At 37.8% G+C, this 13912-nt stretch carries 11 protein-coding genes and 1 other RNA gene; 10 read left to right on the top strand and 2 right to left on the bottom strand.

Annotated features, from left to right (window positions below):
* The first annotated feature begins 16 nt into the window (after nucleotides 1-16).
* From aspS to KTHG_RS07315, 3 genes are all read left to right on the top strand, one after another.
* Nucleotides 17-1804: an aspartate--tRNA ligase gene (gene aspS, locus KTHG_RS07325; RefSeq protein WP_139992482.1), complete on the top strand. Its 1788-nt coding sequence runs from the start codon at nucleotides 17-19 to the stop codon at nucleotides 1802-1804.
* Nucleotides 1805-1943: 139 nt separating this feature from the next.
* Nucleotides 1944-2129: non-coding RNA, 6S RNA (gene ssrS, locus KTHG_RS07320), on the top strand.
* A gap of 105 nt (nucleotides 2130-2234) precedes the next feature.
* Nucleotides 2235-3941: a hypothetical protein gene (locus KTHG_RS07315; RefSeq protein WP_139992480.1), complete on the top strand. Its 1707-nt coding sequence runs from the start codon at nucleotides 2235-2237 to the stop codon at nucleotides 3939-3941.
* Nucleotides 3942-3999: 58 nt separating this feature from the next.
* On the opposite strand, the gene KTHG_RS07310 is transcribed toward KTHG_RS07315, so the two are convergent.
* The gene (locus KTHG_RS07310) at nucleotides 4000-4671 is read right to left on the bottom strand and encodes a hypothetical protein (RefSeq protein WP_139992478.1); all 672 of its coding nucleotides are present in this window, start codon (nucleotides 4669-4671) and stop codon (nucleotides 4000-4002) included.
* A gap of 113 nt (nucleotides 4672-4784) precedes the next feature.
* Here KTHG_RS07310 and KTHG_RS07305 point away from each other — a divergent pair, with 113 nt between their 5' ends.
* Nucleotides 4785-5546 carry a tRNA threonylcarbamoyladenosine dehydratase gene (locus KTHG_RS07305; RefSeq protein ID WP_126991108.1) on the top strand — a complete coding sequence of 254 codons (762 nt, stop codon included), beginning with the start codon at nucleotides 4785-4787 and terminating at the stop codon, nucleotides 5544-5546.
* A gap of 107 nt (nucleotides 5547-5653) precedes the next feature.
* Nucleotides 5654-6376: a GntR family transcriptional regulator gene (locus KTHG_RS07300; protein WP_126991109.1), complete on the top strand. Its 723-nt coding sequence runs from the start codon at nucleotides 5654-5656 to the stop codon at nucleotides 6374-6376.
* 44 nt (nucleotides 6377-6420) lie between these two features.
* On the opposite strand, the gene KTHG_RS07295 is transcribed toward KTHG_RS07300, so the two are convergent.
* Nucleotides 6421-7710 (bottom strand): replication-associated recombination protein A, encoded by a 1290-nt coding sequence (locus KTHG_RS07295; protein ID WP_139992476.1) that lies wholly within the window; start codon nucleotides 7708-7710, stop codon nucleotides 6421-6423.
* A gap of 108 nt (nucleotides 7711-7818) precedes the next feature.
* Here KTHG_RS07295 and cymR point away from each other — a divergent pair, with 108 nt between their 5' ends.
* The 5 genes from cymR to recD2 are packed head-to-tail and all read left to right on the top strand — an operon-like array spanning nucleotide 7819 to nucleotide 13671.
* Nucleotides 7819-8238 (top strand): cysteine metabolism transcriptional regulator CymR, encoded by a 420-nt coding sequence (gene cymR, locus KTHG_RS07290; RefSeq protein WP_126991111.1) that lies wholly within the window; start codon nucleotides 7819-7821, stop codon nucleotides 8236-8238.
* Nucleotides 8239-8283: 45 nt separating this feature from the next.
* Nucleotides 8284-9426 (top strand): cysteine desulfurase family protein, encoded by a 1143-nt coding sequence (locus KTHG_RS07285; RefSeq protein WP_139992474.1) that lies wholly within the window; start codon nucleotides 8284-8286, stop codon nucleotides 9424-9426.
* A 22-nt stretch (nucleotides 9427-9448) separates the two neighbouring features.
* Nucleotides 9449-10576 (top strand): tRNA 2-thiouridine(34) synthase MnmA, encoded by a 1128-nt coding sequence (mnmA, locus tag KTHG_RS07280; protein WP_139992472.1) that lies wholly within the window; start codon nucleotides 9449-9451, stop codon nucleotides 10574-10576.
* Nucleotides 10577-10590: 14 nt separating this feature from the next.
* Complete coding sequence (locus KTHG_RS07275; protein WP_139992470.1) at nucleotides 10591-11250, top strand: tetratricopeptide repeat protein; 660 nt, start codon at nucleotides 10591-10593, stop codon at nucleotides 11248-11250.
* Between the two features lie 15 nt (nucleotides 11251-11265).
* Nucleotides 11266-13671 (top strand): SF1B family DNA helicase RecD2, encoded by a 2406-nt coding sequence (gene recD2, locus KTHG_RS07270; protein ID WP_126991115.1) that lies wholly within the window; start codon nucleotides 11266-11268, stop codon nucleotides 13669-13671.
* Nucleotides 13672-13912 lie beyond the last annotated feature (241 nt).

Here is a 13912-nt window from a genome sequence, read left to right as displayed (position 1 = left end):
TTGGAGGAATTACACAATGGCAACACGTACACATGAGTGTGGAGTTTTACGCGCTGAAAACGTTGGCGAGCGCGTCGTATTAAAAGGTTGGGTACAATATCGTCGTGACTTCGGTGGTTTAATTTTCATCGACTTACGCGACCGTACAGGTTTAACACAAGTTGTTTTCACCCCAGAAAACTCTCAAGCAGCATTAGATTTAGCAGATTCATTCCGTAGTGAATATGTAATCGAAGTTGAAGGGGAAGTGCGTGCACGTACACCAGAAATGGTTAACCCAAACTTAGATACAGGCGCTATCGAAGTGTATGTTGATAACGTAACATTAATCAACAAAGCACAAACACCACCATTCCAAATTGAAGACCGCATTCAAGTAAATGAAGATTTACGTTTAAAATATCGTTACCTAGACTTACGTCGTCCTGTAATGTACAAAACTTTTAAATTACGTTCTGACGTAACAAAAGTAGTACGTAACTTCTTACAAGATGAAGGTTTCTTAGAAGTAGAAACACCAATCTTAACAAAATCAACTCCAGAAGGCGCACGTGACTATTTAGTACCATCACGTGTTCATGATGGTGAATTTTATGCACTGCCACAATCACCACAATTATTCAAACAATTATTAATGGTTTCTGGTTTCGAACGTTACTTCCAAATCGCACGTTGTTTCCGTGATGAAGATTTACGTGCTGACCGTCAACCGGAATTCACACAAATCGATATGGAAATGAGCTTCTTAGACCAAGAACAAATTCTTGATATTAACGAACGCTTAATCCAAAAAGTAATGAAAGAAGTTAAAGGCATCGATGTACCACGTCCATTCCAACGTATGAAATATGACGATGCAATGGCACGTTACGGTTCAGATAAACCAGATGTTCGTTTCGATTTAGAATTAATCGATTTAACAGATGTTGTAGATGGCTGTGGCTTCAAAGTATTTGCTCAAACAGTTGCAGATGGTAAACAAGTTAAAGGTTTAAACATCAAAGGTGCAAATGATAAATATTCTCGTAAAGATTTAGATGAATTAACAAAATTCGTTGGTCGTTACGGTGCTAAAGGTCTTGCATGGATTAAAGTTACTGAAACAGGCGTTGAAGGTTTAACAGGTCCTATCGGTAAATTCTTCCAAGATGACTACGGCGTGAAATTAATGGAACGTATGGGTGCAGAACCTGGCGATACATTAGTATTCGTAGCTGATAAAGCAGCAGTAGTAGCAGACGCTCTAGGCGCTTTACGTAAAAAATTAGGTAAAGATTTAGGTTTAATTGACGAATCTCGCTTTGCATTCCTATGGATTACGGATTGGCCATTACTTGAATATGATGAAGAAGCGGGTCGTTACTCTGCAGCTCACCACCCATTCACTCGTCCATTCGATGAAGATTTAGAATTAATGGATACAGATCCTGGTAAAGTTCGCGCTCAAGCGTACGATATCGTGCTTAATGGTTATGAATTAGGTGGCGGTTCATTACGTATTTATGAAAAAGATCTACAAGAAAAAATGTTCAAAGCACTTGGTTTCACACAAGAACAAGCGCAAGAACAATTTGGTTTCTTAATGGATGCTTTTGAATACGGCGTTCCTCCACATGGTGGTTTAGCATTCGGTCTTGACCGTTTCATCATGTTATTATCTGGTCGCGATAACTTACGTGACACAATTGCGTTCCCTAAAACAGCTTCAGCTAGCTGCTTATTAACAGACGCACCATCAGCTGTAGCAACGGCTCAACTTGATGATTTACACATTCGTGTTAAAACAATGGCTGACGAAGATTAATTGTTGAATGATGAAGGCTCGTACGATTTGCGAAAGCGATGACTACGAGCTTTTTTATTTCATAAAATAATAATGTAAGCGTTTTATTAGATAAAAAAGTTGCGCAAAATAGAATAAAGTGATAGTATAACTGTAACGACAAATCCTGCGGTGTACGACAGCTGCAATCAGTTTTGACCGAACATATTTATTTTTGAGATTTTGTTCATATACAACTTTTTAGATCATGCCTGTTAGGTGGGACTTTCGAGCAAGTTGTGCGAACAAATAACTGCTTTAAGCGGGCTCAAAACGATGTGAAAACTGACGGCACAATGGGATTTGTTTTTTTGTGTGTAAAAAGGGTATATGAATCGATACAAAGAGATTGTCCATACTTTATGAGGACAATCTCTTTTTTCGGATTGATTTCAAAAGGGAGGTGGAAGGTTTGAAGAAACAACCTATAACACAAAAAAACATTGCCCCGGTAGAATATCACTTCATGACCATCAAACAAAAATTTGTACAACAATTTTTAACGAAATATGAAAATGATTTTGATCAAGTAAAACGCTGGCTATCTCCTATGTTTTTTCAAGAAATGGAGAAAAAACTAGATGAACATACGGCTAGAAGACTTGCGGAAGATAGCTATTTCTTTTTGAGTGGTGTCGTACCAAACTGGCCTCATTTTATGATGGAACGTATGAAGAAAGAACCGCAATCAAAATTAAAAAAACTCATCCATACATGGCAACAACCCATATTTTTCTTTGGTGAAATTATTGATGTAACAGATCGTTATGTAGCCATTGAGCATGCATGGACAAAAGAAATTGTCTACGTGCTTGATTTTTCTGCTATGCCACACCATATTGGAGAAAATACGTTATTATTACTTGTAAAAGGATTAGAAGAAAATATTTATTATTCACTTAGCATGGGAATTATTTTAACCAAGGCAAGTGACTCGTTATTTGAAGCATGGAACAAACTTTATAAGGTTACAGCTCTACCTTATAAAGATTTCTTTCAGCAGCATATCGATGATTGTTGGCGATTACTCATTTCAGAAACATCGCTAAGTAGTAATACGATGCGTACAGACAAAAAGCAATTGCTAGTCATGCTAGATGCAGCGTTAATTGAATTGGATATTAAAAGTGAGCCTTTATTTTTATTTACACATCGGTATGTGACAACTAAGCACATAAAGGCGCGTAAGAAAGGTGGTTTCATTGCAGGCGTATTACAATTTGGCATGAAGTTTAATTTTATTCCACCTATTTTAACCGTTACACAATTAGCAACGATTTGTGATGTTTCGAAAACGACCGTATATAGTTATACAGCTCAATTAGAAAACTATTATAAAGAGGAGTTTTCTGAATGGCATTTGTTAGAAGATGAGCAGACTTTATATTGTTCTGGAACAGATGCGACGATTATAGATCGAGAAAAATGGCAATTAGCGCGACTATGTGATGAGCGTAGCATTGAAGACGAGGTCACACGTAAACGATTGCAAAAAGCGAAGAATATTGAATTTATACCGAAGAATGCGCATGATTTAGCACAACATTTTGCTTATTTAGCATATGAGCAAACACATGACCAACAACGATTCGACTTTGCACAAACATCCTTTTCGTACGATAAAAATTGTGTAGATGCTTTGTTATTATTAAGCGATTATAAAGGAAATGAAACATACTTACAGCGTGCACTAGAACTAAGTGAAAAATCTTCTGATATGGAACGTAATAGGGCATACTTTAAAGCTGCGGCAGTTTCTTTTGATATGCGAAATTTTGAAAAATCATTTGATTATTTGAATCAAATGACTACTTGGACAGTTGAACAGCAATATTTACGCCTAGCCGTCCTTAGTGCATTAGGTGAAGATAGAGCTTCTAAACGTCTGCTTGCTACCTTACCAGATAATGCACTAACACGTTGGTTTACTTGGACATATCATCCAATTGCAGAGAATTATAATATTGCGGTTATGATGAATGCATTCGTAGACAAATATCGTCAACGAGATATTGACCCGTTAGCATATCCAAGGCATTGCTTTTATACAGAGGGGTGCCCAGTACAAGGCAGATTGATTTATTTGTTACTGTATCCGATGCTACAACGAAATTATTAAATGCTTTAATTAAAAAAGTCAGGAATCTTATTCAAAATAAGATTCCTGACTTTTTCGTTTATTCATCAGACTTAATTATTGCATTAAAATGCAGGCGATTATTGCCCATTTTAATTGTTATTGCGTCAGTTGTTTTTGATTCGATTTGATAACCAAGTTCTTTTCGTAAGTAAAATGTAGTATCTTTTTCTTTAATTAAAAAATAATTGGCTGTAATTGAATTTGTGAAAACATTTTTGAATATCGTATTATTTGCATCAAATGAAATAGATGTACCATTACTATCATGTGTTACAAAAACATGTTTATCAGTCTGTGCATTATTTGCACGTAAATAAGGTGCTAAATTTTCAGCATGATACACTTGTTGTAGAGCAGTTTGTTGAAATTGTTCATTCAGTTTTTCAGCATTTGCTAATTGATAGCGTAATGTTTGCTGCTGTTTACTTGTTAAAACCGGTTTTTTACGCAAAACAAATGAATTTAACCAGGATTGTTGTTCTAAAACATAGCTTGCTGGAAAGATAAAATTCTCATGTTGATCGACTTTTTGTATATTGTTTTTTGACGGTTCTGTCATAAAGCGTGCCTGCGCGTTAACGTAGTCGTCATAATTTTTTTGTAGCTGTGCGTAGCTTGTGTCGAGTGAAGGATAAAAAGATGACGCAATGACAGCACCGATTAGCGCGAAAATAAGAGCATTTAGCGTAAAATTAAAAATAGCACGCATAGTGAAATTCCTCCAATTCTTAGTTGGTTACTTGCAATTTTGAAGCGAATTGTTTATATTTTGAGAGACGCCTACTTTTAAGTAGGAATTTTAAACACAACGGAGTGAATGATATGTTACACCAATTTTCACGTAATGAACTAGCGATTGGTCAAGAAGGCCTTGAACTATTAAAAAATACAACAGTTGCCATCTTAGGTGTTGGTGGCGTTGGCTCATTTGCAGCAGAAGCTGTGGCGCGTAGTGGCGTTGGCCGTATTATCTTAGTTGATAAGGATGATGTTGATATCACAAATATTAACCGTCAACTAGTAGCGTATATGTCAACAATCGGTAAATCAAAATCTGCTGTAATGAAAGAACGTATTGCAGATATTAACCCAGATTGTGAAGTCATTGATTTGCACATGTTTTATACAGAAGAAACATATGAAAAATTCTTCAGCTATAACCCTGATTATGTAATTGATGCAAGTGATACAGTTATTTATAAAATTCATATTATGAAAGAATGTCTAAAGCGTAATGTGAAAATCATTTCAAGTATGGGTGCTGCAAATAAAATGGATCCAACACGCTTCCGTATTGCCGATATTTCACAAACATTTATGGATCCACTTGCAAAAGTTATCCGTGTGAAACTTCGTAAAGAAGGTATCAAAAAAGGCATTCCAGTTATTTTTTCTGATGAAAGTCCTATTGTAATTCGTCCAGATGTGGCGGAAACAGTTGGTAAACCAGAAGCTGAAATTCGTAAAGCGAAAATGCCTCCATCATCAAATGCATTTGTTCCATCATCAGTTGGATTGATTGCAGCGAGTTGGGTGATTCGTGATATTTTGAGCGATATCACAATTACTCGTGTGCAAGGTTAATCATAGCATAATTTTATTGACTGTCCGAGTTGTATCGGGCAGTTTTTTTGTTATATGATGAATATTAGCGGTATAGACAACTAGGACTAATCAGGGGGAGCGGGGAAATGATTAATAAACGTTCACACATTCCGGTGTATATGCAAATTGAAGAACAATTAAAAAAGAAAATAGCAGAAGGAATTTATAAGGTAGGACAGGTAATTCCTTCAGAGCGCGAATTGGCTTTGCAGTATGATGTAAGTCGAATGACGGTAAGACAAGCGATTACAAATTTAGTGAATGATGGCTTATTATACCGTGAAAAAGGGCGTGGTACCTTTGTTTCAAGTCCTAAGCTTGAACAACCTTTAAACGGCTTAACAAGCTTTACTGAGGATATGTTAGCGCGAGGTATGGTTCCAAGTAGCCAACTTGTAAAGTTTGAACGAAAACCTGCACCATTTGAATTGGCACAAGATTTATTAATAGAGTCAGGAGAAGATGTTTATTCAATCATGCGTATTCGTAATGCGGACGGGGAACCAATGGCGATAGAGCGAACGTATTTGCCAGCAAAATTATTCCCAGGCTTAACAGCTGAAAAATTACAAACATCTCTTTACTCATTAATTGAATCCCACTATCAATTGACAATTGGTAATGCAATTCAGCAAATGGAAGCCGCTTTGACAACAAAAGAAGATGCGCAATTTTTACATATTCCACCTAGTGGGGTCGTATTATTAATTAAGCGAACAAGTTTTTTAGATAGTGGGCAACCTTTTGAAATTGTTCGTAGTGTGTATCGTGCAGACCGGTATAAATTTATTAGTGAAATTCAGCGTTAAAATAAAAAGTCGAAATCTAATATAAAGATTTCGACTTTTTACGTTTATTTATGGTCTTTCATCAATCTATTCAAATGGTCATAAATACCGGCCATTCGCTTTTCTTGTCCGGCTATAACTGGTTTGTAGAATTCGGTACCAACAAGATTGTCTGGTAAGTATTGTTGATCAACCCACCCACCGAATGTACCTACAGGTGTGTTGTGAGGATATTGATAGCCTTCAACGCCTAATGTTTTGGCGCCACTGTAATGTGCATCACGCAAATGCATGGGGATATCGCCAGTTTTACCACTATGAATCGCTTCGATTGCTTTATCAATTGCAAGGATGGCTGAATTGGATTTTTCGGCTAAACACATTTCAATCACTGCATGTGCTAGAGGAATTCGTGCTTCTGGCATGCCTAAACGTTCAGCAGATTGACAAGCTGCAAGGACATGACTTCCAATTTCAGGTGCGGCTAATCCGATATCTTCATAGCCCATCACAAGAAGTCTTCGAGAAACAGCTACAAGATCGCCATTTTCAAGGCACATAGCTAAATAATAGAGCGCTGCATTGACATCACTACCACGTACAGATTTTTGGAGTGCAGATAATAAATTATAAAACTGGCTGCCCTTTTTATCACCATAAACACCAATACGCTCAGCCAGTTGATCAAGTGTGCGGTCTTTAATAATGGCTACATCTTCTACTTCATCAGAAGCGTAATAAGCAGATTCAAGTAATGTCAATGCCTTGCGACCGTCACCATTACTTGCTATTGCTATTTTTTCGAGCTGTTCATTTGCTATTTTTATTTTGTAGTGACCTAAACCACGCTTTTCATCTTTCAGTGCACGGTTTAAGAGATCAATTAAATCATGGTTTGTTAATCTCTTTAATTGTTTGATTTCTCCACAACGAGAGCGAATGGCAGGATTGACATCATGGAATGGATTTTCTGTTGTCGCCCCAATTAAAATGACCTTGCCACTTTCTACATGAGGAAGTAATGTATCTTGCTGTAGTTTATTAAAACGATGAATTTCGTCTAAAAAAAGTAGCACAGTTCCTTGTAGATTTGCTTCTATTACAATATCTTCTACATCTTTTTTGCCAGCGCGTGTTGCATTCAATGCATAAAATGGCAATTTACTCGTTCCTGCAATTGCAAAAGCGAGTGATGTTTTGCCGATACCAGGCTCACCGTATAAAAGCATTGATGGCACATGCCCCTTTTGAATCATCTTATATAACGTCGTTTCTGGGCCAATAAAGTCGCGGTGTCCGATAACATCATCAAGCATTTTTGGACGCATACGATAGGCAAGAGGTTCATTGGACATAAAAATCACTCCTTTTTCGTACTATTTATGATAGTTGAAAACCGAGTGAATTGGAAGGGAATATGCTATACTTAGGTGATAACAGTATTATGAAGCAGAGGTGTCTATATGAAAATTTCAACTAAAGGACGATACGGTCTTACAATTATGATCGAACTATCAAAACAATATGGTCAGGGGCCGATTCCATTGCGCCAAATTGCCTCAGAAAATCATCTTTCTGAAGCCTACTTAGAACAATTAGTATCACCACTACGTAACTCAGGACTTGTGAAAAGTGTACGAGGTGCTTACGGCGGTTATATGTTAGCGAAGCCACCACATTTGATTTCTGCAGCCGATGTCATTAAAGTGCTAGAAGGACCAATTCAACCGGTTGAGGGAATTGAAAATGAAGCACCACCACAACGTGAGCTATGGATTCGTGTGCGTGATGCTGTTAAAGAAGTGTTAGATAAAACAAATTTAGAAGACTTAGCAAAATATACAGAGTCAACAGACGACAGTAATTACATGTTCTATATTTAAGAAACAACTGCAGCACAAGCTGTACGATTAAAGGAGATTTTTTTAATGACTGAAATTTATCTAGACCACGCAGCGACGTCTCCGATGCATCCAGAAGTAATCGATGCAATGGTAGCGGTTATGAATGATGTATATGGAAATCCTTCATCTATTCATGGCATTGGTCGACACGCGCGCAAATATTTAGACAATGCGCGTGGTTTTATTGCGCGCTCAATTGGGGCGAAAGACCATGAAATTGTCCTGACAAGTGGAGGTTCTGAAGCGGATAATTTGGCAATTTTCGGCACAGCTTATGCGCATCAAAATGAAGGCCGACATATTATTACAACACAGGTGGAACATCATGCGGTCCTTCGTGCATGTGAACGGCTTGAAAAAGAAGGATTTGACGTGACATATCTTCCTGTTGACAAACATGGTATGATTGCTATCGACGACTTCAAACGTGCATTACGTGACGATACCATTCTCGTTACGATTATGTACGGGAACAATGAAGTAGGTACGAAGCAACCAATTGCTGAAATTGGGGCGCTATTAAAAGACCATACCGCTACATTCCATACAGATGCGGTACAAGCGTTTGGTTTAGAAAAAATCGATGTTGATGCACTCGGGGTTGATTTATTATCAACTTCTGCACATAAATTGAACGGTCCAAAAGGAATAGGTTTTCTCTATGAACGTCCAAAAGCGCATTTACAATCCCTTATTGTTGGTGGGGATCAAGAGCGAAAACGTCGTGCAAGTACAGAAAATGTTCCAGCAGTCGTCGGCTTTGCAAAGGCAGTAGAGCTAGCGCAAAGTTCTATGGAAGAAAAAGCAACAGAATATGCGCGTTATCGTCAAATGCTTCTTTCAGCATTTGACGAAGCGGGTATAGCCTACCATGTTAATGGAGATGCCCTTCACGCATTACCCCATGTGCTCAATGTGAGCTTCAATGGTATGGATGTTGAATCATTCTTAATCAATCTAGATATCGAAGGAATTGCTGTTTCAAGTGGTTCTGCTTGTACAGCAGGCTCATTAGAACCTTCTCATGTATTACTTGCTATGTATGGCAAAGGAGCAGAGGAATTACGTAATTCGATTCGTTTTAGCTTTGGTTATGGTTTGGATTCGGCGCAAATCAAACGTGCAGCACAAACCGTTATTGATATTGTGAAACGTTTAACGAAATAACAAGAAAAGGTGAAGTAAAACAATGACAAAAGCAGTAAAAGATCCATCAGAAACGCGTGTCGTAGTCGGCATGTCAGGAGGCGTCGATTCATCCGTGACGGCTCATATTTTAAAAGAGCAAGGATACGATGTAATCGGTATTTTTATGAAAAACTGGGATGACACAGACGAAAATGGTATGTGTACAGCAACAGAAGATTATGAAGATGTTATTAAAGTATGTAACCAAATTGGGATTCCATACTACGCCGTAAACTTTGAAAAAGAATATTGGGATAAAGTATTTACGTACTTCCTTGAAGAATATAAAGCAGGTCGTACACCAAACCCAGATGTTATGTGTAACAAAGAAATTAAGTTTAAAGCGTTTCTTGAACATGCATTACGTCTTGGCGCAGATTATGTGGCGACGGGTCACTATGCGCGTATGGGAACGGATGTAGACGGTAATCGTGTCATGCTCCGTGGTGTTGATGATAATAAAGATCAAACGTACTTCTTGAATCAATTATCACCTGAACAATTAGAACATGTTATGTTTCCAATCGGTGAAATTGTCAAACCACGTGTACGTGAAATCGCAGCAGAAGCAGAACTTGCGACTGCGAAGAAAAAAGATTCAACAGGTATTTGTTTCATTGGTGAACGGAACTTTAAAGAGTTCTTAAGCCAGTACTTACCTGCACAACCAGGCAATATGGAAACATTTGATGGTGTAGTAATGGGCAAACATGATGGCTTAATGTATTACACATTAGGGCAACGTCACGGTCTAGGAATCGGTGGTGACGGGGAACCTTGGTTTGTTGTCGGAAAAGATTTAGAACGTAATGTATTACTTGTAGGTCAAGGTTTCCACAATGATAAATTATATTCAACAAGCTTAACAGCCGTCAAAACAAGTTTTTCAACAAAACGTGAATTACCACAAAAATTCGACTGTACAGCGAAATTCCGCTATCGTCAAAAAGATGTACCAGTGACTGTTGAAATTACAGGGGACGATCAATGGCATGTAACGTTCTCAGAACCAACTCGTGCGATTACGCCAGGACAATCTGTTGTATTGTATGATGGTGAAGTGTGCTTAGGTGGCGCAACAATTGATGAAGTATTTAAAGACGGCGAAAAATTAACATATGTAGGATAATAGAGGTGTCACAATTGAATTATAATGAAGAAGGCATCAAAGCGATGCAAGAAGAACGCTTTGAAGATGCTGTAAAAGCATTTACGCAAGCAATCGAAGAAAAACCTGAAGAAACAGTTGGTTATATTAATTTTGGTAACTTACTTGCAGGTATGAATGATATGGAGCGTGCAGAACGATTTTTCCAAAAAGCGATTTCATTAGATGAAGAAGCAGCAACAGCTTATTACGGCTTAGCAAATCTTTATTATAATAATGAGCGTTATGAAGAAGCAGCTAAAATTTACGAACGTTCAATTCGCGCAGGTATTGAAGGTCCAGATGCATACTATATGTTAGCGAAATCACTTGAACATGCTGGGAATTTAAAACTTGCACTACCATATATGCAGCGTGCAGCAGAATTAGCACCTGAAGATATTCAAGTGCGCTTAGCGAATGCGATTTTAATGGCATCACTTGAAATGTTTGATTTTGCAAAACCAGAGCTTGAAGCTGTGCTTGTATTGGATGAAAATAACGCAGATGCTTATTACAATTTAGGTGTTTTATATGCAGTTTCAACAGATGATGTAGAAGCGGCAAAAACACATTTGTTAAAGGCGCTTGAAATTGCGCCACAGTTTGATCAAGCAAAATATATTTACGATATGCTTATGCAACGTAAAGACTAATAGGAGGTGACAGTGTTGACTGAAAATTTATCACTTTTTGCGGAAGAACCGCTCTTTGTGGTGGGTCGACCTGTCGTCTCCATTTTTCATAATAAGGAAAATTTATTTTCGATTATTAAGTTGAAAATTCAGGAGACGAATCTAGATTATAAAGAAAAAGAAATTATCGTCGCAGGTTATTTTCCACAAGTCGATACCGAAGCAATGTATCGTTTTCAAGGAAATTTAAAGCAACATCCAAAATATGGTCTGCAATTTCAAGCAACTTCATTTGAAAAAGAAATCCCAGCAACTGAAGTAGGTGTTATTCAATATTTATCGAGTGATTTATTTCCTGGTATTGGTAAGCGGACAGCAGAACTTATTGTTGAAAAGCTAGGACCTAATGCCATAAAAAAAATCATTGAAGAGCCCGATGCTCTTGATAATGTCCCTCGTTTAAAAGATGATAAAAAAGAGACCCTTCGAGAAGTATTAAAAGCCAATCTTGGTATGGACCGTATTTTAATCAAGCTTGGCGAATGGGGATTTGGCCCACAGATTGCAGTACGTATTTATCAAAAATATGAAGGTAAAACACTTCAAATACTACAAGAAAACCCATATCGCTTAATCGAAGATGTAAGTGGCATCGGTTTTAATCGCGCAGATGATTTAGGGGAGCAACTTGAAATTACAGGAGACAATCCTGGACGAATTAAAGCAGCTATACTGCATTTGTTAAATCAAATGGCTTTATCAGAAGGTCATGTCTATATGGAAGCCCAAGATTTAATTGTTGAGGCAAAAGATTTATTAGAGAAAAGTCAGCCTGTCACGATTTCAATCGAAGCGATTTCAAACTCAATTATTGATCTTGGAAAAAACGGCAAAATTTGTGGTGAAGCGCAGCGTTTATATATGCCATCTCTTTATTATTCTGAAGTTGGTATTGCTGAGAAATTAGTAGAGTTAATCGGACGCAATGAGGAGCAATCTGCTTTTCCTAGCTCAGAGATTCGTAAATGGATTGGGGATGCAGAAGAACGCTTTAATGTTGTTTATGCTGAGCCACAAGTAAATGCAATTGTGACAGCAATTAATAGTGCTGCGATGATTTTGACAGGGGGACCAGGTACAGGGAAAACAACGGTTGTGCGTGGGATTGTAGATGTGTATGCTGAACTTCATGGACTTTCACTTGATATGAAAGAATATGATAAGGATACGCCGTTTCCAATTGTTCTTGCCGCACCAACAGGTCGCGCTGCGAAACGTTTAAGTGAGTCAACAGGGCTTCCTGCGCAAACAATTCACCGCTTATTAGGGTTTACAGGACAAGAAGACCCAGAAGAAGATACAGAACGTGATATTGTCGGGAAATTAATTATTATTGATGAAATGTCAATGGTAGATACCTGGCTTGCCTATCAGCTTCTTAGAGCGTTACCTGAAGACTGCCAAATTATTTTTGTGGGGGATCAGGACCAATTACCACCTGTTGGCCCAGGGCAAGTATTGAAGGATATGCTTGATTCACATGTTGTACCAACTGTGGAATTAGGACAGGTATATCGTCAAGCAAGTGGTTCGTCTATTGTAGAGATGGCCCACCAATTGAAGCATAATATCATTCCACCAGATTTGACAGCTAAGACAGCTGACCGTTCTTTTATCAAGTCCAACGCAGCTCAAATTCCAACTGTTGTATCACAAATTATTCAAAGTGCGCTGAAAAAAGGATTTACGATTTATGATGTGCAAGTATTAGCCCCTATGTATCGCGGGGATGCGGGAATTGATAATTTAAATCGTATGATTCAAGAGCTAGTGAATCCGAAAAAGAGTATAAAAACAAAGGAAATGGCTTTTGGTGATACAACGTACCGTATCGGCGATAAAGTATTGCAACTGGTTAATCAACCACAAAGTAATGTTTTTAACGGAGATATGGGTGAAGTTATTGCAATTTTCCGTGCGAAAGAAACGACCGATAATGTCGATCAGTTAATTGTGTCATTTGACGGTAATGAAGTGACATATTCACGTGGAGATTTAAGTCAATTAACACTTGCTTATTGTTGTTCGATTCATAAGTCACAAGGCAGTGAATTTCCAATGGTCATTATGCCTGTTGTAAGAAGCTACTATAAAATGTTGCGAAAAAATTTACTATATACTGGATTGACACGTGCCAAAGACTTTTTAATTTTATGTGGAGAACCGGATACCTTTGTTCGAGGTATTCAAAATATTGCAGATGTATCACGTCGTACAACACTTGTAGGACGATTAACAGGCGAAGTTGAATCTGAAGAAGTACCAGCTGAGGAAACCGATTATTCAACGGATAATTCGGAGAAACGTCTCACAACGGAAAATATTACAACTATTGATCCGATGATTGGGATGGACAGCGTGACACCACAGCAGTTTCTTTAATACTAGCAATTGACACTGTCAGACCTTTTTCTTATAATCATCTATAGAATAGATGAAAACGATGACGGAAAAAGTACGATAGTGATGTAATGCAAAGAAAGAGATTCCTTGGCTGTGAGAATTTCCTTACATTTTATCCGAAAGCTAATCCGGAGTGCAGCCAATCACTGCCGTTCACTACGTTATAGTGCTAAGAGATACATAGCTTTTGCTGTGTATGAATTAGGGTGGTACCACGAAA

It is taken from the genome of Kurthia sp. Dielmo (genome assembly GCF_000307285.2).
GTDB lineage: Bacteria > Bacillota > Bacilli > Bacillales_A > Planococcaceae > Kurthia > Kurthia populi.
Note: the sequence above shows the minus strand (reverse complement) of the source record. Positions and strands in the feature narration are given on the sequence as shown.

What these genes read in the sequence shown, in the direction of transcription:
- aspS (WP_139992482.1), top strand. Translation starts at nt 17, where the DNA reads ATGGCAACACGTACACATGAGTGTGGAGTTTTACGCGCTGAAAACGTT.
- cymR (WP_126991111.1), top strand. Translation starts at nt 7,819, where the DNA reads ATGAAAATTTCAACTAAAGGACGATACGGTCTTACAATTATGATCGAA.
- KTHG_RS07285 (WP_139992474.1), top strand. Translation starts at nt 8,284, where the DNA reads ATGACTGAAATTTATCTAGACCACGCAGCGACGTCTCCGATGCATCCA.
- mnmA (WP_139992472.1), top strand. Translation starts at nt 9,449, where the DNA reads ATGACAAAAGCAGTAAAAGATCCATCAGAAACGCGTGTCGTAGTCGGC.
- KTHG_RS07295 (WP_139992476.1), bottom strand. Translation starts at nt 7,710, where the DNA reads ATGTCCAATGAACCTCTTGCCTATCGTATGCGTCCAAAAATGCTTGAT.
- KTHG_RS07300 (WP_126991109.1), top strand. Translation starts at nt 5,654, where the DNA reads ATGATTAATAAACGTTCACACATTCCGGTGTATATGCAAATTGAAGAA.
- KTHG_RS07305 (WP_126991108.1), top strand. Translation starts at nt 4,785, where the DNA reads ATGTTACACCAATTTTCACGTAATGAACTAGCGATTGGTCAAGAAGGC.
- KTHG_RS07310 (WP_139992478.1), bottom strand. Translation starts at nt 4,671, where the DNA reads ATGCGTGCTATTTTTAATTTTACGCTAAATGCTCTTATTTTCGCGCTA.